26 protein-coding genes are annotated in these 24,103 nt (G+C 61.9%); 11 read left to right on the forward strand and 15 right to left on the reverse strand.

The annotated features are described in order from the left end of the window. Positions 1-79: 79 nt before the first annotated feature. A complete protein-coding gene (locus MESCI_RS12375) occupies positions 80-298 on the reverse strand; it encodes a Flp family type IVb pilin (RefSeq protein ID WP_013530284.1) in 219 nt (72 codons plus the stop codon). Between the two features lie 531 nt (positions 299-829). Between MESCI_RS12375 and MESCI_RS12380 the strand changes: the two genes are divergently transcribed. From MESCI_RS12380 to MESCI_RS12405, 6 genes are all read left to right on the forward strand, one after another. Then, positions 830-2,218: a TadA family conjugal transfer-associated ATPase gene (locus MESCI_RS12380; RefSeq protein ID WP_013530285.1), complete on the forward strand. Its 1,389-nt coding sequence runs from the start codon at positions 830-832 to the stop codon at positions 2,216-2,218. Next, entirely contained in the window at positions 2,218-3,186 is a 969-nt protein-coding gene (locus MESCI_RS12385) for a type II secretion system F family protein (RefSeq protein ID WP_013530286.1), read from the forward strand. Before MESCI_RS12380 ends, MESCI_RS12385 begins: the two co-directional genes overlap by 1 nt. A gap of 19 nt (positions 3,187-3,205) precedes the next feature. Further along, entirely contained in the window at positions 3,206-4,156 is a 951-nt protein-coding gene (locus MESCI_RS12390; RefSeq protein ID WP_013530287.1) for a type II secretion system F family protein, read from the forward strand. 54 nt (positions 4,157-4,210) lie between these two features. Continuing rightward, positions 4,211-4,753, forward strand: a complete 543-nt coding sequence (locus MESCI_RS12395) for a tetratricopeptide repeat protein (RefSeq protein WP_013530288.1) — start codon at positions 4,211-4,213, stop codon at positions 4,751-4,753. A gap of 1 nt (position 4,754) precedes the next feature. Further along, positions 4,755-5,294: a prepilin peptidase gene (locus MESCI_RS12400; protein ID WP_013530289.1), complete on the forward strand. Its 540-nt coding sequence runs from the start codon at positions 4,755-4,757 to the stop codon at positions 5,292-5,294. Positions 5,295-5,513: 219 nt separating this feature from the next. Next, positions 5,514-6,656, forward strand: a complete 1,143-nt coding sequence (locus MESCI_RS12405; RefSeq protein WP_013530290.1) for a hypothetical protein — start codon at positions 5,514-5,516, stop codon at positions 6,654-6,656. Positions 6,657-6,675: 19 nt separating this feature from the next. On the opposite strand, the gene MESCI_RS12410 is transcribed toward MESCI_RS12405, so the two are convergent. The 6 genes from MESCI_RS12410 to MESCI_RS12435 form a co-directional block, all read right to left on the reverse strand. Beyond that, entirely contained in the window at positions 6,676-7,623 is a 948-nt protein-coding gene (locus MESCI_RS12410) for a nucleoside hydrolase (protein WP_024502284.1), read from the reverse strand. Next, the gene (locus tag MESCI_RS12415) at positions 7,620-8,633 is read right to left on the reverse strand and encodes a nucleoside hydrolase (protein ID WP_013530292.1); all 1,014 of its coding nucleotides are present in this window, start codon (positions 8,631-8,633) and stop codon (positions 7,620-7,622) included. The genes MESCI_RS12410 and MESCI_RS12415 overlap by 4 nt, the downstream gene beginning before the upstream one ends. Positions 8,634-8,644: 11 nt before the next feature. After that, positions 8,645-9,631, reverse strand: a complete 987-nt coding sequence (locus MESCI_RS12420) for an ABC transporter permease (protein WP_013530293.1) — start codon at positions 9,629-9,631, stop codon at positions 8,645-8,647. Next, positions 9,619-10,659, reverse strand: a complete 1,041-nt coding sequence (locus MESCI_RS12425; protein ID WP_013530294.1) for an ABC transporter permease — start codon at positions 10,657-10,659, stop codon at positions 9,619-9,621. The genes MESCI_RS12420 and MESCI_RS12425 overlap by 13 nt, the downstream gene beginning before the upstream one ends. Next, the gene (locus MESCI_RS12430; RefSeq protein ID WP_013530295.1) at positions 10,656-12,233 is read right to left on the reverse strand and encodes an ABC transporter ATP-binding protein; all 1,578 of its coding nucleotides are present in this window, start codon (positions 12,231-12,233) and stop codon (positions 10,656-10,658) included. The genes MESCI_RS12425 and MESCI_RS12430 overlap by 4 nt, the downstream gene beginning before the upstream one ends. 88 nt (positions 12,234-12,321) lie before the next feature. Continuing rightward, positions 12,322-13,326 (reverse strand): BMP family lipoprotein, encoded by a 1,005-nt coding sequence (locus MESCI_RS12435; RefSeq protein ID WP_013530296.1) that lies wholly within the window; start codon positions 13,324-13,326, stop codon positions 12,322-12,324. 253 nt (positions 13,327-13,579) lie between these two features. Between MESCI_RS12435 and MESCI_RS12440 the strand changes: the two genes are divergently transcribed. Continuing rightward, positions 13,580-14,164 carry an amino acid synthesis family protein gene (locus tag MESCI_RS12440; RefSeq protein WP_013530297.1) on the forward strand — a complete coding sequence of 195 codons (585 nt, stop codon included), beginning with the start codon at positions 13,580-13,582 and terminating at the stop codon, positions 14,162-14,164. Further along, complete coding sequence (locus tag MESCI_RS12445) at positions 14,161-14,745, forward strand: amino acid synthesis family protein (RefSeq protein ID WP_013530298.1); 585 nt, start codon at positions 14,161-14,163, stop codon at positions 14,743-14,745. The genes MESCI_RS12440 and MESCI_RS12445 overlap by 4 nt, the downstream gene beginning before the upstream one ends. A 213-nt stretch (positions 14,746-14,958) precedes the next feature. Here the strand turns inward: MESCI_RS12445 and MESCI_RS12450 are convergent, their stop codons facing one another. After that, positions 14,959-15,249 (reverse strand): DUF1330 domain-containing protein, encoded by a 291-nt coding sequence (locus tag MESCI_RS12450; RefSeq protein WP_013530299.1) that lies wholly within the window; start codon positions 15,247-15,249, stop codon positions 14,959-14,961. 62 nt (positions 15,250-15,311) lie between these two features. Between MESCI_RS12450 and MESCI_RS12455 the strand changes: the two genes are divergently transcribed. Beyond that, positions 15,312-15,770, forward strand: coding sequence for a MarR family winged helix-turn-helix transcriptional regulator (locus tag MESCI_RS12455; RefSeq protein WP_013530300.1), 459 nt, complete (start codon positions 15,312-15,314; stop codon positions 15,768-15,770). A gap of 41 nt (positions 15,771-15,811) precedes the next feature. Here the strand turns inward: MESCI_RS12455 and MESCI_RS12460 are convergent, their stop codons facing one another. The 3 genes from MESCI_RS12460 to MESCI_RS12470 are packed head-to-tail and all read right to left on the reverse strand — an operon-like array spanning position 15,812 to position 18,292. Beyond that, positions 15,812-17,005 (reverse strand): amidohydrolase family protein, encoded by a 1,194-nt coding sequence (locus MESCI_RS12460; RefSeq protein WP_013530301.1) that lies wholly within the window; start codon positions 17,003-17,005, stop codon positions 15,812-15,814. A 42-nt stretch (positions 17,006-17,047) separates the two neighbouring features. Continuing rightward, the gene (locus tag MESCI_RS12465; RefSeq protein ID WP_013530302.1) at positions 17,048-17,599 is read right to left on the reverse strand and encodes a MarR family winged helix-turn-helix transcriptional regulator; all 552 of its coding nucleotides are present in this window, start codon (positions 17,597-17,599) and stop codon (positions 17,048-17,050) included. A gap of 48 nt (positions 17,600-17,647) precedes the next feature. Next, positions 17,648-18,292, reverse strand: coding sequence for a cysteine hydrolase family protein (locus MESCI_RS12470; protein ID WP_013530303.1), 645 nt, complete (start codon positions 18,290-18,292; stop codon positions 17,648-17,650). A 232-nt stretch (positions 18,293-18,524) separates the two neighbouring features. On the opposite strand from MESCI_RS12470, the gene MESCI_RS12475 reads away from it, so the two are divergent. Continuing rightward, positions 18,525-19,379, forward strand: a complete 855-nt coding sequence (locus tag MESCI_RS12475) for an NAD-dependent epimerase/dehydratase family protein (RefSeq protein ID WP_013530304.1) — start codon at positions 18,525-18,527, stop codon at positions 19,377-19,379. Continuing rightward, positions 19,376-20,182 (forward strand): SDR family NAD(P)-dependent oxidoreductase, encoded by an 807-nt coding sequence (locus MESCI_RS12480; RefSeq protein WP_013530305.1) that lies wholly within the window; start codon positions 19,376-19,378, stop codon positions 20,180-20,182. Before MESCI_RS12475 ends, MESCI_RS12480 begins: the two co-directional genes overlap by 4 nt. Here the strand turns inward: MESCI_RS12480 and MESCI_RS12485 are convergent. The 4 genes from MESCI_RS12485 to MESCI_RS12500 are packed head-to-tail and all read right to left on the reverse strand — an operon-like array spanning position 20,179 to position 24,020. Beyond that, entirely contained in the window at positions 20,179-21,249 is a 1,071-nt protein-coding gene (locus MESCI_RS12485; protein WP_013530306.1) for a Gfo/Idh/MocA family oxidoreductase, read from the reverse strand. The two genes, MESCI_RS12480 and MESCI_RS12485, sit on opposite strands and share 4 nt — an antisense overlap. Before the next feature lies 1 nt (position 21,250). Next, the gene (locus MESCI_RS12490; protein WP_013530307.1) at positions 21,251-22,150 is read right to left on the reverse strand and encodes a carbohydrate ABC transporter permease; all 900 of its coding nucleotides are present in this window, start codon (positions 22,148-22,150) and stop codon (positions 21,251-21,253) included. Further along, the gene (locus MESCI_RS12495; RefSeq protein ID WP_013530308.1) at positions 22,150-23,085 is read right to left on the reverse strand and encodes a carbohydrate ABC transporter permease; all 936 of its coding nucleotides are present in this window, start codon (positions 23,083-23,085) and stop codon (positions 22,150-22,152) included. Before MESCI_RS12495 ends, MESCI_RS12490 begins: the two co-directional genes overlap by 1 nt. Next, positions 23,082-24,020 carry a sugar phosphate isomerase/epimerase family protein gene (locus MESCI_RS12500; RefSeq protein WP_013530309.1) on the reverse strand — a complete coding sequence of 313 codons (939 nt, stop codon included), beginning with the start codon at positions 24,018-24,020 and terminating at the stop codon, positions 23,082-23,084. The genes MESCI_RS12495 and MESCI_RS12500 overlap by 4 nt, the downstream gene beginning before the upstream one ends. Between the last annotated feature and the right edge of the window lie 83 nt (positions 24,021-24,103).

Consider the following 24,103-nt stretch of genomic DNA (forward strand, 5'->3'; position numbering starts at 1 on the left):
AGCCCCAATGCGGGATTCGCCCGCTGCGATCGGACTCAGGCCCGGCTCGAACGACCCGGGCCTGAATGTAGTCAGGCGATCAGGTGCCGACGCCAGTCGTCGCGTTACACGAACCGACTGATGCTGCTTCGAGGGCGGTGCAGAGCGCCGAGAAACGACCGTTCACCCATCCGCCGATCGCGAGGACAGTCATAATCGATGCAACGGCAATGATGCCGATCAGGATAGAGTATTCGACCATGGCAGCGCCGTTTTCGTCATCGCGGAACTGCCGGGTCATCGTCATGAGCTTCTTCATGTCAATTTCTCCCTTTGGAGTTTCAAACCCGACGAGACAGAGCAAAGGATGAAATCCATACCCAAGCATCCCCCGTCATCTCGATCCTAGGTCCCGAGAAAACGCAGAGTCAAACGAGATTAAGGGTTCCTTAACTTTCATATACGTGATTCGGCAAGAACGTTACAGATACCAATGTTCTCAACAGATTGATTCTTCTCATTTTTCAGGCGCCCTTAACCATTCGTTCACAATTTAGCCGCGGATGTGGCCATATTGAGGAATCATTAGCAATAATGCATATGCCTTTATATCTAAGGGCTTAGGTGGTCTGTCGGCCGAATGGGCACCGAAAGCCAGACAAGCTCGGAACGCGGGATCGGACACGCTGGCCGCGAACAGGCAGCCATGGCAAATAAACACGTTATTACTGGATTCCGATCTTAACTATGTAGAAAGTATTGCAGGTGCGCGAGTCATCCGGGCGCTTGTGCCGCCCTTGGTTAACAGTTAGTTTCCGCTAAAATGAGTCCGAGGGGAGTATAAGCGATTATGCTGGGGCGGTTCATCAAGGGGCCAAGCGAACACCAGGCAGTGACAAAGGTCGAGCCGCCGGCGGTGTCGCCTGTTGCTCAGCCCCTTTCGACCGCCGCTGATATTGAATCGCATGGCGATGATTTTCTGACGCTCAAGGTCGAGATTCATCGCCATCTGATCGATCGTTTCAACCTGACCGCTCTCGAAAGCGCTTCCAAGGACGAGATCCTGAATGAGATCCGTCCGATCGTGAGGGAGTTCGTGCGCGGTCGCACCGTTCCCCTTAACGCGCGCGAACTCGACCAACTGACCAGCGACACCGCCGACGAGATGCTGGGTCTCGGGCCTATCGAACCGCTGCTCAAGGATGATTCCATTACCGACATCATGATCAACACCCACAGGCGCGTTTTCATCGAGCGGCGGGGCATCGTCGAAGAGACGCCAATCCGGTTTCGGGACGAGGCGCATCTGCTGCGTGTCATCAACAAGATCGTTTCGGCCATCGGCAGGCGTGTCGATGAATCGTCGCCCATGGTTGACGCGCGGCTGGAAGATGGATCACGCGTTAACATCGCGGTGCGGCCGATCTCCGTCGACGGTCCGCTGGTGTCGATCCGCAAATTCTCGAAAAATCCCTATTCGCTCGAACGTCTGATGGCATTCAATTCGATCCGTCCGCCGATGATCGACCTGCTGCGGATCGCCGTCCAGGCGCGCAAATCGATCCTGGTTTCGGGCGGCACCGGCAGTGGCAAGACCACGTTGCTCAATGCCCTGTCGAGCTACATTCCCTCGAAAGAGCGGCTGATCACCATCGAGGATGCGGCCGAACTGCAATTGCAGCAGCCGCATGTCGGCCGGCTCGAGACGCGCCCGCCCAATGTCGAAGGTCGGGGCGAGGTGCGCCAGCGTGAATTGCTGAAGAACGCGCTACGCATGCGGCCGGACCGCATCATCGTCGGCGAAGTTCGCGGCGAGGAAGCTTTCGACATGCTGCAGGCGATGAACACCGGCCATGAAGGCTCGATGACCACAATCCATGCCAACACGCCGCGCGATGCGATCTCGCGGCTGGAGCAGATGGTCGGCATGGCCGGTATGCCGATGACGCACGACTCGATCCGGGCGCAGATTGCCTCCGCCATCGATATTATCGTGCAAACACAGCGTCTCTCGGATGGCGGCAGGCGTGTCACCTCCATATCGGAACTGACCGGCATGGAGGGCAATGTCGTGCAGCTTCAGGAAATCTATCATTTCGTCCGCCGTGAGGTGACGGCCGAGGGCAAGGTCGTCGGAGACTTTCGCGCCACCGGGGTCCGTCCGCGCTTCGCTCCGGAGGCGGCGACGCTTGGTCATCATTTCGCCAAGGACGCCTTCAACCCGCAGGTTGCCCTCTGATGCCGACTGGTCAAGCTCTGCTATATTTCATCTACATGCTGGCGGCAGCTTCGGTCATTTTGGCAGGCGAAGCTCTTTATCTTTCCTTTGCCGGCCGCCGCTCCCGGTCAATGGCAGTCAATCGCAGATTGAAACGGCTCGCTGGCGAGGTCCCGGCCGAACAGACGTTACAGGGATTGCTGCGGGAGCGTGGCCTCACGGACTCCGGCGATTTTCTTTTCGGTATGGTCTGGTTGAACAGGCTCTATACCCAGTCCGGCATCACCGGGAATCCCCTGACCTTCGCCGCAACATTTCTGCTCGCAGGGCTGGCGATGGCGTTGCTGCTGGTATTCTTCAATTTTTCGGCTTTGGCGTCGCTTCTTATCTTTTTGGTCATAGGGCTTGTCCTGCCGCTTCTCGTCCTCCGGCGCGCCCGCAACAAACGAATCCGGAAATTTGCTAAACAGCTGCCGGATGCGCTCGACATGATTGTTCGTTCGCTGCGCGCCGGACACCCGGCGTCGGTCGCGATCGGTCTGGTTGCGCGCGAAATGCCCGATCCACTCGGCACCGAGTTCGGCATCGTCTCCGATGAGATCACCTTTGGGCTCAGCATCGAGCAGGCCGTGCGCAAGCTTTCGCAGCGTGTCGGCTTCGAGGGCCTTCAGCTGCTGTCGGTATCGCTGTCGATCCAGTCCAAGACTGGCGGCAATCTTACGGAAATTCTGGCCAATCTTTCCTCTGTTATGCGTGAACGTCAGAAATTGCGAATGAAGATCAGGGCTCTTTCGGCGGAAGGTCGCGTCTCTGCGTGGATCATCTCCTTGTTTCCTATTGTGATGTTCTTCACACTTCAAATCCTTGCGCCAACCTATTACGGCGCCGTCTGGAGCAACCCGCTCGTCTTCCCGGTGTTCCTGATTTTCGGGTTGTGGGCGCTGCTTGGCGACTTCATCATGTACCGGATGGTTACTTTCGATTTTTGACTGGGAGCGACAAAAGAAATTGTTTTCGAACATTCAGGACCTGGGCTTCTTGGTGTCCATTGCCGTCTTTGTGGCGGCGGTGTCCTTCTTCCTGTTCGGTGCGCTTGTCTTCTTGCCGGCTCTGCAGACACGAAAGCTGGTCGCGCAGAGCCTGATGGGCGAAGGAATTACCGACCGCCGATCGATGCTGGGACAAGACCAGCTTGCCAAGCTTGCGGCGCAACGGCCGGTCGATGCCTACTTCAAGTCGATCGAGAAGGAGCGGGAAGAGCCAAACGCCTTGGAAGCGAAGCTGTTTCGCGCCGGCTTTTATCAATCAACCGCACCGCTGATTTATACGCTGTCCCGCCTTGTCGCGGTCTGCCTCGGTTTTCTGGCAATGTATGCACTCCTGTCGCGGGTTCTGCCGCCGCACCTGCCCGGTTTCATCACCCTTGCCGGGTCTGCCCTGTTCGGTCTCGCCTGCATGGTAATTCCTTCCATTCTGCTCGACCGTTTCGAGAACAGCCAGAAACAGATCTATCGCCGGGCCTTCCCCGATTTCATGGACATGATGATCACCTGCGCCGATGCCGGCATGAGCCTGGAGGGGGCGGTCGAACGCGTCAGCCATGAAATGGCCGCTACCCACAAATGGTTGGGAATACAGCTGTCGATCATGAACTTGCAGTTGCGCGCCGGCAAACCGTTGCGGGAAGCGCTACGTGAACTCGCCGATCGCATCGGACTTGACGAGGCGCGGGCACTGGCTGTCCTGTTCCGGCAGTCGGAAGAACTCGGCACCAGTCTCACCGACGCCTTGCGTGTTTATAGCGCGGAGATGCGCGGGCAACGAATCCTGAGTGCAGAGGAACGCGCCAACTCTCTGCCGGTGAAGATGATGATTCCGCTGGGCCTCTGCATCTTCCCGGTCGTGATGATGGTGATCATGTTGCCGGTCATCATTCGCATGAGGGGCATTATCTTCTAGTTTGGTATATGATTTGGTCCTAATGTGAGTCGGGGACCCCAAGGGGACACATTGATGAAGAGGGTTATCGCGGCCGCGGCCTGTCTGCTCATGGCGGTGCTTGCCGGTTGCCAGACGGCGGACACAACCGACGGTGTCGTGCGCACCAACGAGCCGTCGAAGGGCGACGTGACGTCTTTTGGCGATGCTTTCGACGGGCTGAAAACGGTCAGCGACGTCGAGTATTACGCCTCCGACCAGGCCGTCGCGGAGGCCAAGAACCAGTTCCGCGCCGAAAATTACGGCAATGCCGGCGCGCTGTTCTTCAAGGCGACGCAGCTGGCGCCCAATGATGGCAACGCCTGGATGGGGTTGGCTGCCTGCACCGACCGGATCCATCGCTTCGACCTGTCCGACCGGGCCTATGCCAGGGCCTTCAAGCTGGTCGGCGCGACGCCCGAATATTACAACAATGTCGGCTATTCCTACTTGCTGCGCGGCAAGTTGCAGGATGCCCGCTCGAACTTCCTCAAGGCTTATGAGCTGGCGCCCAACGACCCGACCGTCGCCAACAATCTGAAGCTTTTGTCGTCAAGTGTGCAGAACGTCGAGCGCTAGCATGCTGCTCGTCGAGGCCCTGCTGCTGAAGGTGCTCGCAATCCCTCTGCTGGCAAGGATTGCCTGGGTCGATTTCACCACCCAGAAGATTTCCAATCGCGACGTGCTGCTGCTGCTCTGCCTGGGCGCCGGGGGCTTGTTGCTGCTCTCGCTCCAGTCCGGGTCGTGGTGGGACATGGGACTGAGCGCCGGTGCAGGGCTTTTGTTGTTCGTGGCGTTCTTGCCCTTCTGGGCGTTGCGCAAGATCGGCGCCGGCGATGTCAAGCTAATAGCAGTCGTGCCATTCCTGATCAGCGGCGGCGCTCTCGCGGTGTTTTCGGTGCTGCTCCTGGTTTTCGCCTTGGCCACCGCGGCGATCGTGAAAAACCCCTTCCTGCTGCCAGCGGGTGCTTTTCGGCTCATCGTCCAGCATCTGGACCGCAAGGGCATGGTGCCGTTCGGCGTGCCGATCTCGCTGGCCGCGATCTGTACGCTGGCGTTCCTGATCTACAAGAGCTTGATCCTGGCGAGCAGTTCTGGGATCCTCAATCAGCTCAACTGACCTCGATAGTTCGCGCGGCTGAACGCGCTGCGATCGACACTTCCCCGAAGCCTTCGCCGGCGCGCTGGCTGACGGAACAAACAAAAAACCCGCCTGTGCGGCGGGTCGCTGGCGCAAATCAGCACCATGGGCAAAAATGTACTATAGCTGAGTGCAGGGAGTCAAGAAAAAATTCCTATCAGGGTGATGGCTAAATAACAATCACAGGGAGAAGGCAGCATGGCGCTTCACCTTTCGGCGGATGCTCCGGTCTCGGTCGCGGCGCCTCCACAGAAATATCTGTTCGGTCCGTTCGTCGATTTTTTCATGCTTGGCGGGAGCGCGTTCCTGATCCTGCCGATCCTGTATTTCGTGCCGCTCAAATATGAGGGCGTCGTGGCGCTGGCGGCGTTCTTGCTGTCGCATCTCATCAACCAGCCGCACTTTGCCCATTCCTACCAGATTTTCTATCGCAATTTCGCACGCAAGGTGCGCGGTGACGGATACGACAGAAGTCTCCAGATCCGCTACATCATCGCGGGCATTGCCGTCCCAATGATCATGGTCGCTTTCTTCGCCTATGGCTCCGTAACCGGCAACGCCCGCCTGCTGGGATATGCCACCAACGCGATGGGCTTTTTCGTCGGCTGGCACTACGTCAAGCAAGGCTATGGCATGCTGATGGTGGACGCGGTGCTGAAGCGCAAATTCTTCAGCGACCAGGACAAGAAAGCGCTGCTGTTCAACGGATATGCCGTGTGGCTGTTCGCCTGGCTCCAGACAAACGTGGTGATCACCGAAAGGCAGTACTGGGGCCTGGACTACTACACATTCGCTGTCCCGCCCTGGCTCCTCAACATCGCGCTCGCGGTCGCCGCTGCCTCCTCGGCGGCCACCGCCGTGATGTTCGTCAATCGCTGGCGCAAACATGGCGGCGCGCTGCCGTATAACGGCGTCGTCGCTTACGTCGTGTCGCTCTATGCCTGGATTCTGTTCGTGGCTCTAAATCCGCTTTGGCTGCTCGTGGTGCCGGCGCTCCATTCGTTGCAGTATCTGGCGGTCGTCTGGCGTTACCAGACCAATGTCGAGCGCGACCGCGCGGATGCCGTCAAGGATCCGGAATTCAGGGTGCTGTCCATTCTTGGGCCGATGTACAGGCTGCGGGTGCTGATATTCATCGTCGCCGGCACAATTCTCGGTGCTCTCGGTTTCTGGCTCGTGCCGATGGCGCTGAGTGCCCTGGTTCCCTACGACAAACAGGTGCTCGGCTCGTCGCTTTTCCTCTTCATCGCGTGGATATTCATCAACGTGCACCACTACTTCCTGGACAATGTGATGTGGCGTCGCGGCAACCCGGAAGTCTCGAAATATCTGTTCCGCTAACCCTCAGTCCGTTGGATGTTCAGTCCCGCAGGAGATCGAACATCAGCTTGAAGAAGCGGTCCGCGTCGACCTCATGGGCGATGCGGGCATTGTCCTTTTCACCGCGCTCGCCCCAGTAGTCGGCGATGGTCGCGCCGAAGGCGTAGGTGCCGGACAGATCGACGCCGATATGGGCAGGGCGCGTGCGCACCAAAGTCGGGTCGATGGCCAGCGCCAGCGCCAGCGGATCGTGCATGGCGCCGCCGACGCCCATCGAGTTGCGGTGCAGCTTCTCGTAGAACAGCAGCCAGTCGTTGACGAGCCGGCCGAGCGGCGTGTCGATGGTGGCGAGTTCGGCATATTGCGGCGCCTCGATCAGCACCTGCATGGTGACGTCGAGGCCGACCATCAGGATCGGCACGCCGCTGTCCAGCACGATCTTCAGCGCTTCGGGATCGCAGAACGCGTTGAATTCGGTCGGCGTGATGATCTCGCTCTTGCGGTAGAACACGCCGCCCATCCAGATCAGTTCCTTGATCTTGGGCAGCACGTCGCGATGCTTGAGGATCATCAGGCCGATATTGCTGAGCGGGCCGGTGGCAACGACCAGGATCGGTTCGGGCGCGGCGCGCAGCCTGTCGGCCAGGAAATCGACGGCATGCTGGTCAACCGGCTTGATCGTCGCCTGCGGCAGGTAGGGCGAGCCCTCGAGCCCGCTCGGGCCATCGGCGGTGCCGAGCACCAGCGGGCGCGCCAGCGGACGGTGGCAGCCCTGCGCGACAGGCACGTCGCCGGCGCCGATATACTCCAGGATGCGCAAGGCATTGGCGGTCGTCTTCTCGACCTCCGCATTGCCGCAGGTCGTGGTGACGCCGATGAGTTCGATGGCCGGCGAGCGATGCGCCATGACCAGCGCGATGGCGTCGTCGTGGCCGGGGTCGCAGTCGAACAGGATAGGAGTTGGCTTGGTCATCATGTCGTCTTTCACGCCGCCCGCTCGTAGCGCGCTATGGTTTTCTTGAAGCCGTCGAGGAAACGCCGGCCGTCCAGGCCGGTGCAGATGCGGGTGGTCTTGGGCCCGCCGCCGGGCAGCAATTGCCGGCCGCGATAGGCGACGGTCTGGCCGCGCGCCAGCCGGCCGTCGAGCACGACGTCGGCGAACAGCGGCTCGGTCATCGTCGCCAGGCCGGGATCGAAAGCCAGCGCCACGGTGATCACGTCATCCATCGGGAACCCGACGAGGTCGAAGAATTCGCGCCAGATGTCGATGTAGATCGGGAAGCTGTCGGCGATCATCTCAAGGACGGGATTGTCCCTGGCGACGGCCTGCATGTCGGCGATGTCGTCGCGCGTCAGCATCGAGTCGGCGACGCGGTTGTCCTCGCAGATGTCGAGGGGGACGAGGATCTTCTCGACATCGGCGTTGAGCACGATGCGCGACGCCTCCGGATCGGCCCAGATGTTGTATTCCGACAGGGGTGTGATGTTGCCCGGCGTCTGGAAATTGCCGCCGAGCACGATCAGCCGCTTGAGTGCACCGGTCAATCGCGGCTCCTGCAACAGCGCCATCGCCGCGTTGGTCAGCGGGCCGGTCGTCACCAGCGTGATCTCGCCCGGATTGGCCATGACCGTCTCGATTATGAAATCGACCGCATGTCCCGACGTGGCCTGCCGCACCGGCGTCGGCGCCGGCGGGTTGAACTTCTTCAGGCGATCGCCGAAGCGGGCAACGAGCCGCTTTTCGAAATGCACCGGCGCCTCCATGTCGGCCTTGGCGTTGCCGACGATCGGCCGCCACGCGCCGGCGTGAACCGGGATGTCGTCACGCCCGGCGAGCGTCAGCGTGTTGAGGACGACGTTGGTGACCTGTTCGATCGGGCCGGCCGCACCGGTCACGGTGGTCACGCCCTCGAGCCGGAGTTTGGGATTGACCGCTGCAAACAGCACGGCGAGAATATCGTCGCCGGCTGAATCCACGTCGAGGATTATGCGTTCCATAAAGGCTTCCTTCACTGGGGATTTTTGCCGCCGGGTTCGGTGTTCCTGTCTACCGACAGCAGTTTCCGCATCGATTCCAGCGTCTCCGCGATGATCCTCGGGCGCGCCCGGTAGGACAGCGCGAACAATGCGATCAGCGCGACGACATAGGGGACGGTGAGAACCAGGTAGGACGGATAGCCAAACGTCTGCAGGCGCAACGAAAAGGCATCGGCGAAGCCGAACAGCAGGCAGCCGGCCAGCACCTTCAGCGGATCGCCGTTGGAAAAGATCAGGATCGCCACCGCCATGAAACCACGGCCCGACGACATGTTTTCGGTGAACATGGTGATGTAGCCGAGGGACAGATGCGCGCCGGCGAGGCCCGCCAGCAATCCGCACAGCAGGGATGCGATGTAGCGGACGCGGGTGATCGAGATGCCAAGCGCCTCGGCGGCTTCCGGCTTTTCGCCGACGACGCGGATATAGAGGCCGAGCCGCGTCCTGTTGTAGCAGACGACCAGCAGCGGCACGGCGATGAAGGCGGCATAGACGAGCGGCGTGAAGCCGGAGATCAGCGGCGCCCAGGAGCCGAGAAGGTCGCGGGCGCCGGGCAGCTGGACTTTCGGCAGGCCGACGATGCCGTGACCGACGATCGAACCGCGCGTGCCGAAGATCGCTTTCATCAGCGAGATCGTCATGCCGCCGGCCAGGATGTTGAGCGCCAGCCCGACGACAACTTCATTGGCCTTGAAGCTCACCACCAGGACAGCAAAAACCAGGGCGAAGACGAGCGCCGCCGCAACGCCGCAGGCGACGCCCGCCAGTGCGGAACCGGTCCAGATCGAACCAAGGACGGCGAAGAAGGCGCCGACCAGCATCTGCCCCTCGAGGCCGATGTTGAAGATGCCGGCCTTGGTGGTGAACGAGCCGCCAAGCGCGACCAGAAGGATGGGCGCGGTGGTGCGAAGCGTCGCCGCGATCAGCGCGACGTTGATGAGCTTGTCTAGAATTTCCATCGCCGCTCCCCTGCCTGGCTGTCGCCGCGCTTTCTCACCAGCACCTGGGCCGACACGCTGAGGATGATCAGCGCCTGGATCACGGTGATGATCTCGCGCGACGCGCTGGTGTCGACCTCAAGCAGCAGCGATCCGTTGCGCAGGGCGCCGAAGAACAGTGCGGTGAAGATGGTGGCGACAGGCGAGCCATTGGCAAGCAGGGCGGCGATCAGCCCGTCGAAGCCGAAACCGGGGGCAAATCCTTCCATGAAGCGGTGATGGACGCCGAGCGTCTCGACGCCGCCGGCCAGCCCGCCGACGGCCCCTGAAAGCAGCAGGACCAGGAAACCCTGCCGTTTCACGTTGACGCCGCCATATTCGGCGAATTTCGGCGCCGAACCGACCATCGTGACGCCGTAACCCCATCTGGTGTAGCGGAAGACAAGGGCTACGCCGACCGCCAGCACCAGGCCAATGACTAGGCCCCAGTTCAACCGCGAGAAGGCGAAGATCTCCGGCAGATAGGATGTCGCCAGGATCGGCGGCGTCTCCGACCAGCCGCCCGGCCGCTTGAACAGGAAGATGGTGAAATAGGATGTGAGCAGCACCGCCACGTAGTTCGACAGGATCGTCGAGACGACCTCGTTGGTGTTGTAGCGGGCGCGGAAATAGGCGGGGATGGCGACCCAGGCCGCCCCCGCCACGACCGCCAGCGCCAGTGCTGCCAGCGTGTGAATGCCCGCGGGCAGGGGCATGGCAAAGCCGACCCAGGCGGCGGCGAAGCCGCCGAGGAACAGCTGGCCCTCGATGCCGACGTTGAACATGCCGCCGCGCAAGCCGATGCAGGCAGCGACACCGCAGATCAGGATCGGCGTCGTCTGCAGCAAGGTCCCGGCAATCTTCTCCTGATCGCCGAAGGCGCCGCGCAACAGTGTCATGAACACACGCACCGGGCTTTCGCCGACCATGAGGATGATGATCGCGCCCATCAGCAGTGCCACGCCGATGGCGATGACCTGGCCGGAAACGGCATGCAAATGGTCTTTCATGATGCGGTCTCCGCGGCGAATTCCGGCGCGGCCACGCCTGCCATCATCATGCCGATGCGCTCCTCGTCGGCGTCATCGCCAGAGACCTCGCCCATGATCCGCCCGTTGAACATCACCAGGATGCGGTCGGCAAGGGCGGCCAGTTCGTCGAGTTGCACGGAAATCACCAGGATCGCGCGGCCGGCGGCGCGCTGGCGCATGATCTCGTCATGAATGGCCTCCTGGGCGCCGATGTCGACGCCGCGCGTCGGCTGGTCGATCAGCAGGAAATCGGCGCCATCGGTGAATTCGCGTGCCAGAACGACCTTCTGGATGTTTCCGCCCGAAAGCCGCTTGACCGCATCGCTCGGTCCGCGCGCGCGAATATCGAAGCTCTTGATCAGCGTTTCGGCGTTTTGATTTATGGCATTCCAGTTGAGCATGCCGCCACGACTCCATGGTGCGCGATGCTGGCGGCCCATCAGGGTGTTGGCCGCTATCGAAGCGTTGCGATCGACCCCGCGTACCATGCGGTCGCCTGGAACATGGGCGAGGCCTGCCTGGCGGATCGCGGCGGGCGAGAGATCGGTGAGATTCTGGCCCTTCAGCCAGGCCCCGCCATGGCTTGCCGGCCGCAGGCCCGAAAGCACTTCCGCCAGCTCCGTCTGTCCATTGCCGGCCACACCCGCGATTCCCACCACCTCGCCGGAGCGGACCGTGAAACTGGCATCGCGAAGAGCCGGCAGCAGGCGATCGTCGCGCGCCCACAGATCCTTCACTTCGAGCACTACGTCGCCGTGCAGCGAAGCGCGCGGCCGGCGGTCGAAGCTCACTTCGCGGCCGACCATCATGTGCACCAACTCGTCCTTGCTGAGCTCGGCCGTCGGCCGGGTCGCCACCTTCCTGCCGTTGCGCAGCACCGTCACCGTGTCGGACACTTCCATCACCTCTTCCAGGTGGTGCGAAATGAAGATCACCGTCATGCCTTCGGCCACGAAGCTGCGCAACGTCTGGAACAATTCACGGCTCTCCTGCGGCGTCAGCACGGCGGTCGGTTCATCGAGGATGATGGTGCGCGCGCCGCGCACCAGGACCTTCAGGATTTCGATGCGCTGTTCTATGCCGACCGAGAGCAACCCGACGCGCTCGGTCGGATCGACCTGCAGGCCGAAGCGCTTCGACAGGTCGCGCGTTCGCGCCACCTGCGCAGCGTGGTCGATCAGTCCATGGCGACGGATTTCCATGCTGAGAAAGACGTTGTCGGCAACCGAGAGCGAGGGAACCAGCTTGAAATGCTGGTGAACCATGCCGAGGCCGGCCTTTATCGCCACGGACGGGTCGGCGATCACGATCTCTTCACCGTTCAGCCGGATCGAGCCTTCGTCCGGCTGCAAGAGGCCGAACAGGATGTTCATCAGCGTCGTCTTGCCGGCACCGTTCTCGCCGATGATGGCGTGGATCTCGCCGCGGCGGACCGCAAGATCGATGCCGTCATTGGCGACGAATGCGCCAAAACGCTTGGTGATGCCAGTCAACTCGACGGCCATCGCGGCATTGCTGTGGAGGGTCGGCGACCCCGGCGTGTTCGACAACATGGCTCTCGCAGATTGGACACTGATCCGCCGCGGCAAGCCGCGGCGGATCAGTCTAGCGCTTTCTTGGGAGGGAGGCGCTGGTGTTGGCTTATTTCGCCTTGGCGATCACGATCTTGCCGTCGACGATGCCCTTTTTGATCTCGTCGAGCTTGGCGGTCATCTCTGCCGGGATCTTGGCGGCGATGTCATCGCAGACCTTGACCTCGACACCGCCCGAGGCGAGGTCGAAAGTGCGGGTGCCGGCGGTGATCTTGCGGCCCTCGACCTCGTCCTTGATCAGCGTATAGACGGCGATGTCGCCGCGCTTCAGCATGCTGGCGAGCACATTTCCGGGGGCCGAGCCGCACATGTCGATGTCGACGCCGATCGAATATTTGTCGACCGCGGCACTTGCCTGCATCACGCCTTCACCCGTCGGGCCGGCGACGTTGTAGACAATGTCGGAGCCTTGGCCGTAAAGCGCCTGGGCAAGTTCGCTTCCCTTGGCCGGGTCGTCGAAGGTTCCGGCGAAGACGGAGTTCACCTTGACGTCGGGCGCGGCATATTTGGCGCCTTGCTCGTAGCCGCCCAGGAAGTTGCGGATCACCGGGATATCGCGGCCGCCGACAAAGCCGATGGCCTTGCCGTCGCCGATCTTGTCGAAGGCGGTGCCCTTGGCTTCGATCATGCCGGCAAGCGCGCCGGCGACGAAGGATCCCTGCTCCTCGGCGAAATTGGCGTAGATCATCTTGGGGTTGTCGAGGACGCCATCGATGAACACGAAGCGTTGGTCAGGATATTCGGCGCTGACCTTTTGCAGCGAGTCCACCAGCTCCCAGCCCATCACGAAGATCAGGTCGTACTGTTTGCCCTTGGCAAGATTCTCGAACTGCTGCTGGTAGTCGAGCGCGCGATTGCCGGTGTCGACCAGCTTGAGATCGATGCCGAAATCGGTCTTGGCCTTGTTGAGGCCGTTGACGATCGAAACGCCAAAACCCTGTGCAAAGTATCCCGAGATGGCGGCCACGGAAACCTTGGCCTGTGCGGCGGCCGGTCCGAACGAAATGGCAAGCATCGTGCCGGCCAGGAATAAACTCTTGAGCGCCCTTTTCATGTCATTCCCCTTCAGCTTTTTTCAGCTTTTGAAGCCACGCTTTGACCATCCCCCACACATCGCCGGGACAACGGCGAGTTCGTTGATGGTCATATGAGTTTAGGAGCGGCTTAACAGGCTGTCAATCGTCATCCGATGCAGTTTTCTTGGCCCTTCGTCCGCTTGCCCGACGTCTGTGCTTGACAAATGTCGATAGGCATAATTGTTGATACTCTAACGAGTTTTATGAACGGCGGGATGAAGGAAGAGAACAATGCCGGCTGTGGTGGTCAGGAAATTTCTGGTTCAGATCGAAGAGATATTCCATGAGGGCGGACCCCACGCGGCACGCCCGCTCAAGCGAGGCGCGATCGTCGCGGTCATCGCCAACCCTTTTGCCGGACGCTATGTCGAAGAGATCACCGGCTTCATGGAAGACCTGAAGCCGCTCGGTCTCGATATGGCTCGGCGCCTGATCGACGCCATTGGTGAGGGCGGCCAGGCCATCGAAGGTTATGGCAAGGGTGCCATAGTCGGCGCCGCCGGCGAGCTTGAACATGGCGCGCTCTGGCACAATCCGGGCGGCTACGCGATGCGCGAACTGCTCGGCAATGCCAAGGCGATCGTGCCTTCGACCAAGAAAGTCGGCGGCCCCGGAACGCGCATCGACATCCCGATCACGCACATAAACGCCTCCTATGTGCGCAGCCATTTCGATGCGATCGAGATCGGCATTGCCGATGCGCCGCGCAGCGACGAAATGGCGGTCATCCTGGCGATGACCACCGGCGGACGCGTCCATGCACGGGTCGGCGGCCTTGCCGCCGCCGACATCAAGGGCGAGGACGGATTGCGATGAGCCCGGAAATCCGCCGTATCATCACCATCGTCGAGGAAACCCGGATCGAAGGCGGGCGGCCTGTCGATCCGCCGACGCGGCGTGCCGCAGCCATTGCGGTCATCCGCAACCCCTATGTGGGTACCTACGTCGAGGATCTGTCGGCACTCAGCGCCATCGGCGAAGCGTTGGGCGAAATCTTGCCCAGGCGCGCCGTCGCTGCTCTGGGCATTGCCGGCGACCGGGTCGAGAGCTTCGGCAAGGCGGCCGCCGTCGGCGCCGATGGCGAGCTCGAACATGCCGCCGCCATCCTTCATCCAAAGCTCGGCGCCCCGTTCCGCGATGTGCTCGGCAAGGGCGCCGCGCTCATTCCTTCATCGAAGAAGCGCGGCGGCCTCGGCGTGCCGCTCGATATTCCGCTCGGCCACAAGGACGCGGCGCGGGTGCGCAGCCATTTCGACGGCATGGAGGTTCGTGTTCCCGACGCACCGCGTGCCGACGAGATCGTCGTCGCTATCGCCGTCACCGATTCCGGCAGGCCGCACCCGCGCGTCGGCGGACTGACCAAAGACAAGGTCGTCGGCAAGGACGGCGTCAGCTAGGATAACCGACATTCAGGCGATGCCGGCCTGCAAACGTTGATTTCCTGCGCTTCCCGTGCTCGCGTACCCGAAAGTACGCTGCGCTCCGGTTCTGAGAAATAAAGATATTTGCGACACACAAAAAAGTCGAAGAAATAGAACCGGAGTTCAGTTTCCAGCCGTCGGATGAGTTCTGTTTGGCGTCCGAAATGATGCAACTCGACGAGGGCGTTCTTAGCCGGTTTCGACTATGAACATCCGTGCCTCTTGGGCTTCCCGACGCTCGGCCTTGATCGGCGCGTATCTCTCGGAATTGTAGAACGCCAGCGCTTGAGCGAGGGTTGCAAATTCAAATACGCCGGCCATCGGGAGCGGCGCGTCCTCGCCCTCAAGAACCTGCGCAACAGGGCCGAAATGTAAGATGCGCCCGCCGGCCTCTTGCAGAGCCGCTTGAAAGCGCGGAGCGACAGCCGCCTGTTTGGCGGCGTCGATGATGCGCAGATTGATATGCACGTACGCTGGCATGGAATTCTCCTAATAATGCATATACACTATTATCCGAGGATGAAATTGTCTAGAGGGCGGACGTGAGCGGTTTTGATCCGGAAACTTTGAAAGGCGTCGCGGCGGAGTGTCCGGGCTTTCAGGCTCGTGCGACGGCGCGTGCGGTCACGCGCTATTACAACGCCTGCTTCAAACCGCTCGGGCTGACGGCCGAGCAGTTCAGCCTCCTCGTGGGCATCGGAGCGGTTGAGGGAACGACACTCGTCGATCTTGCGAACAGCGCGGGAGTCGACCCGACGACCCTGAGCCGAAATCTTCAGAACTTGGAAGGGCAACTTTTGGTTCATTCAAAGGGCGGACGCGGCCGCTTGGGAAAGCAGATTGGCCTAACGATATCTGGGCGCAAGCTTGTCGTCGATGCGCTCCCGTTGTGGAACTTGGCTAAAGCGGAACTGTCCAATCGCTTGGGCAAAGAAAAACTGCGTTCCGCTAGCAAGCTGATGGCCGAGCTGGCCGAGGCAGCAAAAACTTCGCGCATATAACGGCTCGTCGCAACCTGAACCTCAACATACCCTGAACGTCGTCAACTGGGGACGATTTCCGGCACCCGTATCGCCGGCGGGGTGTTGCGGCTGCGGCCTGCCCGCACCTCGCCGTCGATCACGACCATGCCAATGCCTGGAAGATTGCCGAGCGCCACGCTGTCGAGCAGCCCGTCGCCGGCACCGCCGATCGCTTGATCCATGAAGATCAGGTCGGCGGCGCGCCCGACCTCGATGATGCCGCGATCATCCAGTCCGCGCACGCGCACCGTGTTGCCGCTGGCAAAACAGAACGCCACTTCCGGCGCAATACCGCCCAGCGAAGCCAGCATAGTCAGGGTTCGCAGGATGCCGAGCGGCTGCACGCCGGATCCGGCCGGGCTGTCGGTGCCGAGGATGACGCGCGAAAGTTCGCCGCGCTGCCTTGCCAGGTCGAGCACGAACAGTCCGGTGCGCAGATTGCCGTTGTGGACGATCTCAAGCGCCCTCGAACCCTTCTCGCAGATCTGCCGTATTTCCGCGTCGGGCAGGGCGGTTGGCCCGCCATTGACGTGGGCGACGATGTCGGCGTCGACCTCCAGCACGACATCCGCGCCGATACGGCCGGAACCGGGCAGTGACGGACCGCCCGTGTGGGTCATGGAGGTCATGCCGTATTTGCGCGCCCAGGCGATCATCTGCCGGCCGGTCGGACCGTCCTTGACGCCGCCAAGTCCGACCTCGCCGACAAGTGTCACGCCGGCCTCGGCGAGACTGCGGAAGTCTTCCTCGGTAAGGCCGGGTTCCAGGATCGGTGCCCCGGCCAGGATCTTCATGCCGTTCGGACGGAAGTTGGAGAAGGTGCGCTGCGCCGCGATCGCCAACGCCTTCAGCCCGACAAGATCGCGCGGTCGGCCCGGTGTGTGGACCTCGCCAGCCGAAATGATCGTGGTGACGCCGCCATGCACGGTCGAATCCATCCAGCCGATCTGGTTCTGCCGTGGCGTCCAGTCGCCGGCCACTGGATGGGCGTGGTTGTCGATAAGCCCTGGTGCGACCGCGCAGCCCATCGCATCGATGATTGTTGTCGCATTGCCGCTGTCGACGTTATCCGCCTTGCCAATGCCTGATATGCGCCCGTCGGTCACGACGATGGTGTCGGCGTCGATGATCGGCTGGCCGAGATCGCCACTCAGCATGAGACCGATATTGCGGACGACGAGCGTGTTGGCAGACGACTGGGGGTCGGACGACATCGGTTCTCACTTTTGCTGTTATGGAAAAAAACTGGACGCGGCTTATTTGCCGCCGTCGCCATTCGATGGGTCGTCGTCGTTGATGCGCTGGAGCAGGCGAAGCAGCGTCGCCTGCTCAGCCGGTGAGAGCGGCGACAGGAACCGCCGCCCGACCTCGACACTGCGTTCGAGCCGTTCCAGCGTATAGTGGGTCCCTTTGCTGGTCAGCGCGATCATCGTCAGGCGTTGGTCGGTTTCGGAGGCGCTGCGCGTGATCAGCCCGTGTTTGAGCAGCTTGCGCATGACGATGCTGATGGTCGACGGGTCCATCGCCGTCAGCCGGCCGAGATGGTTCTGCGAGACTTCGCCATGTTTGAGGATCGTGGCGAGCGCCGCGAATTGCGTTGGCGAAAGGTCTTCACCGGCCATGACCTGCTGGAAGCGCAGTGTCGCGCGCTGATGCGCCCGGCGGATGACGTGCGCCGGGTGACGGTCCAGTTCATAGCCGGTCTCGGCGTATTGCTGCAGCACTTGCTCGCGGCTCGGGGGTGCATCGCCGCTCGGCGTTTTCGAGGTCGCGCCTTTTTCGGATTGCGGTTTCTTTTCAGTCGTCACACCGGACTCCTATCGCCGCTGTCTCGGATGTCGCCGGTTTGGAAAAGCTCAAGCCGCGACCTCCGCTGGTTGAAGCGACGTCCCGTCGCGGAGGGCTGCGACGACATCAGCCGAATCGCTGACCACGCCGAAATGGGTCGCTATGTCGTAGAGCGAGCTTTCCTGCTCGCGCGGTCCCGTCGCTGCGCAGCAATCGCTTGGCACCACCACCTCATAGCCCTGAAAAAAGGCATCATGGACGGTCGAGCGCACGCAGATGTTGGTGACCACGCCGAAAATGACCAACTGGTCGACCTGCATGTCTTTCAGCGTCAGGTCGAGGTCGGTTTGAAAGAAGGCCGAGTAGCGCCGCTTGATGACATGGATCTCATCAGCGCGGGCGCCGAGATCCTCGATGATCTCCGGCCCCCAGCTTCCATCCAGGCAATGCGGTGTGCGCTTCAGCCATTCGCGCTCGCGTCGCATGCCCGGCCGGTGGCTGTCATGGACCCAGATCACCGGCACGCCGGCGGCGCGCGCGGCCTCGATCACGGCCAGTTGCGGCGCGACCAGCGTCTCGTACCCAGGCAGGACCATGGCCCCGCCGGGCTTGCAGAACTCATTGACCATATCGATGACGATAATGGCCGCACGGCGTGGATCGAGGCGCACCGCATCATCGTGCCGATGTGAGGAAAAACTGTCCACGGACATGGCGAGCTCCTTTGACCGATCGTTGATGCTCATACAAAAAACCCTAGTGGATGCCAAGTCAATCCCGTTCGACGCAAAGCGTGCTGGTCGGCCTTGCGCACCGCGCTCCGACAAGCGTATGCGCTATTTGCCCATCGCGAAATGGCCTTGACAACGCTTGTCAGGCATGTGCTCGATTTGTATGACCATCAATGATATTCAAGCCGCTGAATTGCGGAGCCGAGGCCGAGATATGAAAACCATCGTCACCGGAGCCAGCGGCCTGCTTGGCCGCCATGTGGCCGAGGCTCTGGTTGCGGCCGGCCACGATGTGCTTGGTGTCGACGCCGTGGTGCCGGGTGAGGTCGCATGGCGCCACGCAACCGCCGATTTGACCGATCTGGGATCGACACTGCAGCTGGTGCGCGATTGCGATGCCGCTGTGCATGTCGCGGCCATTCCGCGGCCGACCGGTCGGGCCGGCGGCGAGGTGTTCAAGACCAACATCGCGACCGCCTACAATGTGGTCGAGGCAGCCGCCATGGCCGGCGCCAGGCGCTTCATCTATGCCTCATCCTTCAGCGTTTTCGGCTATCCCTTTTTCGAAAAACCTGTGCGGCCGCCCTATCTGCCGGTCGACCTGGACCACCCGGTCGGCGCGCAGGATCCGTACGGCCTGTCGAAATGGCTGGGCGAGGAAATCGTCGACGCGGCGGTGCGCCGCGGCGCCTTTTCGGCGGTCAGTATCCGTATGCCGTGGATCCAGACGCCGGGTTCATTTTTCGAGGGCGTCGGGCCGCGCCGCGCCACTGCCGACAGTGCCCGCGACCTGTGGGCCTATCTCGACGCGCGCGACGCCGGGCAGGGCTTCCTGCGGGCGCTTGAATGGCAAGGCGACGGCCATCTGCGCGTCCTGCTCAGCGCCGCCGACACCTTCATGGAAGAGGAAACCGAAGCGCTCGTGCGCCGGGTCTATCCCGATGTCGCTCTATCGCGGCCGATCGCCGGCTTTGGCGCCGTGCTCGACACGGTCAATGCGCGCGAAACGATCGGCTTCGAACCACAATATTCATGGCGTTCCTATCCAAAGCCGGAGACCGGGGCATGAAACGATTCGACCAGAAGAAGATCCTTGTCACTGGCGGCGCCGGCGCGATCGGCGGCGCGGCGGTGCGGCGTTTCCTTGACGAAGGCGCGCGCGTCGCCATTGTCGATCGCAATGGCGCGGCGGCGCAGCAACTGGCTCGCTCACTGGGTGAAAACGCCATTGCCATCGAAGCCGACGTCACCGATGAAGCGGATGTGCGGCGCGCCGTCGAGGCGACCGTCGAGACGTTCGGCGGCCTCGACGTGGCGTTCAACAATGCCGGCATTTCCGGCGTCGTCGCTCCCGTTCACGACCTGCCGGTCGAGGACTGGGATACGACCATCCGTATCAATCTGCGCGGTATCTTCCTCGTCCTGCAGGCATCGCTTCGGGCGATGATCAAGGCGGGGACCGGTGGCTCGATCGTCAACATGGGCTCATCCATGGCCGGTTGGGACGTCCTTTCGGGCGGTGCCGGCTATGTCGCTTCCAAACACGGCGTGGTCGGCCTGACGCGGGTTGCGGCGCTCGATGCCGCGCCCTACGGCATACGCGTCAATGCCATTTGCCCCGGCGTGATCGAGACGACGCTTGGCGTGCCGGCTTCCGGTGACGGCGAATTCAAGAGCAGCGTCCAGCATTTCGCCGACCGCATTCCATTGCGCCGCATCGGCCAGCCGGACGATGTCGCGGCCGCCGTGGCTTTCCTGGCCTCGGACGAGGCGAGGCACGTCACAGGCGTGGATTGGCTGATCGACGGCGGCCAGACCCTGCAGAGCTGGGCCAACGCCCCTGATGGCGGTGCGTTTCCGAAATTTCGCTAAAGTCTTTTCGGCGGCATTGCCTGGATGATCCGAACGGCAAGATCGAGATCGGCGAGCCCGCCCGAAAGCGGCGTGCGCGGCTTAACGCCGGCAAGAATGCAATCAGCGAAATGCAGCCATTCGCGGCGGAACGACGTATCCGGAACGCCAGGCAAAACGCGTTCGGATGCAGCCTCGCCTGTCGTTTCACGTAGCCGGACAGTCGCCGAGGCATTGCGGAAATAGGGGTTCTGGAATTCGATCCGCACCTCGTCGCGCTCGCCATGCACGTGGATCCACTCGTCCCACCATTCATACTGGGCAAGCGCCATGTCGAAGAGGCAAGGGACGCCGCCATAATCGAGCACGGCCAGCAGCTGGTTGGGACCGGTCTGCTGTGCATGCACGACGCAGTCCGGCGTGCCGAAAGCGCCGCGCATGACGGCAAGGTCGTGGCTAGCGAGGCTGAGCAGTACAAGATAGAGATCGCGATAGCCGGCATGGTCCACACCGAGCGCCGCCTCGATGCGCCGAGCGACCGTTTCGCGTCCCGCCGCCAACACATCGGCCGGCACGTCGGTGACCCTGGTCTGCGTGTAGAGTTGGCCATAACGGTCGAAACGGCCCGCGAAATCGTGGACATGGATCGATTTCGGCCGGCCGATGGCGGCGATGCGCTCCAGCCCGATCTCATAGCCGGGATCATAGAATTTCATGTAGCCGACAAGGGCGACGAGGCCGCTCCGCTCGGCCTGCTCGACCAGCGGGCGCGCCTCCTCGGGCGTGAAGGCAAGCGGCTTCTCGACGATCAGGTGCTTGCCGGCGCGGATTGCATCGGCAACCATCTCGCCATGATCGTAGGTGCAGATCACGACCGCATCGACATTCGGATCGGCAAGCAGCGCGCGATGGTCCGTATATCTGGCAGTGACGCCATAATGTTCCGCGACCTTGTCGACCGTGCCGGGAGAGATGTCGCATAAGGCGGCGATGCGAAACGCCGGCAACTCCATGAGATAAGGCAAGTGCATCAGCTGGGCGATCTCGCCGCAGCCGATGACGCCGACGCCAATAACGCGATCCTGCATGTCAACCCTTCACGGCGCCGGCCGTCAGGCCGGCGATGAACTGCCGTTGCATGGCGACGAAGACGACGATCACCGGCAGTGTCGTGATCGTCAACGCGGCGAAATAGAGCGTCCAGAGCGAGTCGTATTGCTGGAAGAAGCTGACCAGCCCAAGCGGGATGGTCTGCACCAAAGGGTCGCGCAACAGCAGGAAGGCCAGGAAGAAATCGTTCCAGATCTCGATGAAGCCGAAGATGAGGATCAGCGCCACGCCCGGCCGCACCAGGGGCAGCATGATGTGGATCAGGATCTCGAGCCGGCTGGCGCCATCGATGCGCGCGGCATCTTCGAGGTCGGCCGGCAACGTGATGAAGAAGCTGCGCAGAATGAAGACCGAAAGCGGCAGCGAGGTCGCGGCATAGATGAAGGCAATGCCGAGCCGGCTGTTTATCAGGCCGAGATCGCGCGCCACCAGGAACAGCGGAATGGCCATCACCTGCGGCGGCACCAGCATGGCCGCAACCGCGACTGCGACCACAAGACCGCGTCCGGGGAAACGAAGACGCGCCACCGCATAGGCGCACGGCGTCGCGACGGCCACCAGGATGATCAATGCCGAGCCGGTGACGAAGATGCTGTTGACGATGCGCGATCCCATGCCGGCGATCCGCCAGGCATCGGCATAGTTCTGCAGCACCAGGCTCGATGGCGGACCCCAGACATTGCTGAGCATTTCCTGCTTGGTCTTGAGCGAACCGAACAGCACCCAAAGCAGCGGATAAAGGGTCTCGAAGAGCACGAGAATGAGCGCGGCATAGATGCCGCCAAGTTCGAGGATGCCGCGCATGCCGAGGCGCTGCATGAGCCCGCGACGGCGAGAGCCGGCGGCGCCATCGTTCAGCGAAAGGTTGGCGGCTCTCATCAGACGTCGAGCCTTTGCCGCCGCATCAGGGCCAGCAGGCCGACGCTGGCCAGCCCGACGATCATGAAGAGAACATAGCCGATCGCAGCGGCGTAACTCATGGCGCCGTCCTGGAAGGCCTTGCTCATCATGTAGGTGAGCACCACTTCGGTGGCGTGGTTCGGGCCGCCCTTGGTCAAGACATAGACGATGTCGAAATTGCGCACGAAGGCGCCGGAAAGGCCGAGGATGGTGTTGATGAAGATGATCGGCGTCATCATCGGAACGGTGACGTGCCGGAAGCGCTGCAAGGGGCCGGCGCCGTCCATCTTCGCCGATTCATAAAGCTCCGAGGGGATCGTCTGCAGCCCGGCCAGATAGATGACGGCATGGAAGCCGAGCCATTTCCAGACATCGACGACGATGATCGAGTAGAGCGCGATGTCGGCGTCGCCGAGCCATGATCGTTTCAGCCCGGCGAGGCCGATGAGATCGAGCCCGCTGTTGAGCAGGCCGAAGACAGGATTGTAGATCCAGGACCAGAGCAGGCCGACGGCGACGAAGGACATCGTCACCGGGATGAAGGCGGCGGCGCGAAAGAAGGCGCGGCCAAGCAGCGCCCGGTTCAGAAGCAGCGCCAGCCCGAGGCCGAGCGCGTTTTTCAGGACCACGACGGCAACGACGAAAATCAAATTGTTGCGCAGCGCGCCGAGGAAGGTGCGATCATGCGCCAGCCGCATGTAGTTGGAAAAGCCCGCCCATGTCGGGTCGGAAAACCCGTCCCAATTGTGCAGGCTGAGCCAGAAGCCGTTGACGAACGGCCAGAGGTAGAAAAGACCGAAGAGGATCGCGGCGGGCAGGATCATGACGAAGGCCGTAGCCCCGTCCCCGGCGTCGAAGCGCCAGGTGCCGGATCGGCTCGAAACAGGAGCCGCCTCTTGCGGTCGCGTGCTCATGTGGCCTTCGCGCCTTGCGGGGTCAGCACCAGCCCGAGCGTGTCCCTGATATAGGCGATGCTCTCGAGCGTGCTTTGCTCTGCTGTCTTCTTGGACGCATCCAGCTCGATGATGGCGAGGCCATCGTAGTTTGCCTCCAGCAGGGCGTCGGCGATGCCGGCAAGATCGACGACCCCGGCGCCGAGCTCGCAAAAGGCGCCATAGCGGTCATAGCCCTTCAGCGCCGGATCAACCCTGGTGTCCTTGAAATGCATATAGCGCACGGCCGAAATGTAGGTCTTGACCGCGTCGACCGGATCGGAATTGGTGTGGGCGAGATGCGCCGGATCGATGCACAGGCCAGCGAGGTTGGTATCCAATTCATCCATCATGCGATCGAGCTGGTCGCGGCGCTCGATGAAGGTGTCGAGGTGCGGGTGATAGACCGTCTCGATGCCAAGGTCCTTCGTCCGCCTGCCGATATCCTCGAGCGCCCGGCAGAAGGCGCGGTAGTCGTCGGCCGTGTGCGCCCCGGCAGCGGCTTCCGAGGGACCGCCGCCGAGAACCAGCACCGGTGAGCCAAAGCCCTTCAACATCCTGGTCAGCCCGACGAGCACGTCACGTTCATAAGGCCAGGCGACGGGGTTGGTGAAGATCGCATTGACGTAGAAGGAGGAGAGCTTGATGCCATATTCGCTCTGGCCTTCCGACAGCAGCGCATAGCGCCGCAAGATGTCGGTGTCGGTGGTCACCCCCATCGGCGCCTGATTGCCGAGCTGCATGTATTTGCGGGCGTACTGGTCCGACAGGCTGGTGAAGGCGAGGATCTCGAACCAGCCGAAGCCCTGGTCGGCGAGAAACTTGATGGCTGGCCTGAGCGGAAGGCCGGTCAGGTCCCAGCTGTTCAGATGGTAACCGATCGAGAAGCGCTGCCGTTCGGCGCGATGTGTCGTCATGTGTTCTCTCCGATGGGCGAGGCTGCCCGAAGCAGGCAGCCTCTGTTCTTCTTTCCTGGCATCAGCCCGGCTGGATGGGCGCT

The organism is Mesorhizobium ciceri biovar biserrulae WSM1271, assembly GCF_000185905.1.
In the GTDB taxonomy this organism is placed as follows: Bacteria; Pseudomonadota; Alphaproteobacteria; order Rhizobiales; family Rhizobiaceae; genus Mesorhizobium; species Mesorhizobium ciceri.

Excerpts from the sequence above, each read along its gene's own strand:
- MESCI_RS12385 (WP_013530286.1), top strand. The coding sequence starts at position 2,218 with ATGCCGACTGGTCAAGCTCTGCTATATTTCATCTACATGCTGGCGGCA.
- MESCI_RS12415 (WP_013530292.1), bottom strand. The coding sequence starts at position 8,633 with ATGGAACGCATAATCCTCGACGTGGATTCAGCCGGCGACGATATTCTC.
- MESCI_RS12450 (WP_013530299.1), bottom strand. The coding sequence starts at position 15,249 with ATGCCAGCGTACGTGCATATCAATCTGCGCATCATCGACGCCGCCAAA.
- MESCI_RS12405 (WP_013530290.1), top strand. The coding sequence starts at position 5,514 with ATGGCGCTTCACCTTTCGGCGGATGCTCCGGTCTCGGTCGCGGCGCCT.
- MESCI_RS12440 (WP_013530297.1), top strand. The coding sequence starts at position 13,580 with ATGCCGGCTGTGGTGGTCAGGAAATTTCTGGTTCAGATCGAAGAGATA.
- MESCI_RS12380 (WP_013530285.1), top strand. The coding sequence starts at position 830 with ATGCTGGGGCGGTTCATCAAGGGGCCAAGCGAACACCAGGCAGTGACA.
- MESCI_RS12430 (WP_013530295.1), bottom strand. The coding sequence starts at position 12,233 with ATGTTGTCGAACACGCCGGGGTCGCCGACCCTCCACAGCAATGCCGCG.
- MESCI_RS12500 (WP_013530309.1), bottom strand. The coding sequence starts at position 24,020 with ATGACGACACATCGCGCCGAACGGCAGCGCTTCTCGATCGGTTACCAT.
- MESCI_RS12480 (WP_013530305.1), top strand. The coding sequence starts at position 19,376 with ATGAAACGATTCGACCAGAAGAAGATCCTTGTCACTGGCGGCGCCGGC.
- MESCI_RS12445 (WP_013530298.1), top strand. The coding sequence starts at position 14,161 with ATGAGCCCGGAAATCCGCCGTATCATCACCATCGTCGAGGAAACCCGG.
- MESCI_RS12470 (WP_013530303.1), bottom strand. The coding sequence starts at position 18,292 with ATGTCCGTGGACAGTTTTTCCTCACATCGGCACGATGATGCGGTGCGC.
- MESCI_RS12425 (WP_013530294.1), bottom strand. The coding sequence starts at position 10,659 with ATGAAAGACCATTTGCATGCCGTTTCCGGCCAGGTCATCGCCATCGGC.
- MESCI_RS12485 (WP_013530306.1), bottom strand. The coding sequence starts at position 21,249 with ATGCAGGATCGCGTTATTGGCGTCGGCGTCATCGGCTGCGGCGAGATC.
- MESCI_RS12495 (WP_013530308.1), bottom strand. The coding sequence starts at position 23,085 with ATGAGCACGCGACCGCAAGAGGCGGCTCCTGTTTCGAGCCGATCCGGC.
- MESCI_RS12435 (WP_013530296.1), bottom strand. The coding sequence starts at position 13,326 with ATGAAAAGGGCGCTCAAGAGTTTATTCCTGGCCGGCACGATGCTTGCC.
- MESCI_RS12400 (WP_013530289.1), top strand. The coding sequence starts at position 4,755 with ATGCTGCTCGTCGAGGCCCTGCTGCTGAAGGTGCTCGCAATCCCTCTG.
- MESCI_RS12490 (WP_013530307.1), bottom strand. The coding sequence starts at position 22,150 with ATGAGAGCCGCCAACCTTTCGCTGAACGATGGCGCCGCCGGCTCTCGC.
- MESCI_RS12460 (WP_013530301.1), bottom strand. The coding sequence starts at position 17,005 with ATGTCGTCCGACCCCCAGTCGTCTGCCAACACGCTCGTCGTCCGCAAT.
- MESCI_RS12420 (WP_013530293.1), bottom strand. The coding sequence starts at position 9,631 with ATGGAAATTCTAGACAAGCTCATCAACGTCGCGCTGATCGCGGCGACG.
- MESCI_RS12395 (WP_013530288.1), top strand. The coding sequence starts at position 4,211 with ATGAAGAGGGTTATCGCGGCCGCGGCCTGTCTGCTCATGGCGGTGCTT.
- MESCI_RS12475 (WP_013530304.1), top strand. The coding sequence starts at position 18,525 with ATGAAAACCATCGTCACCGGAGCCAGCGGCCTGCTTGGCCGCCATGTG.
- MESCI_RS12375 (WP_013530284.1), bottom strand. The coding sequence starts at position 298 with ATGAAGAAGCTCATGACGATGACCCGGCAGTTCCGCGATGACGAAAAC.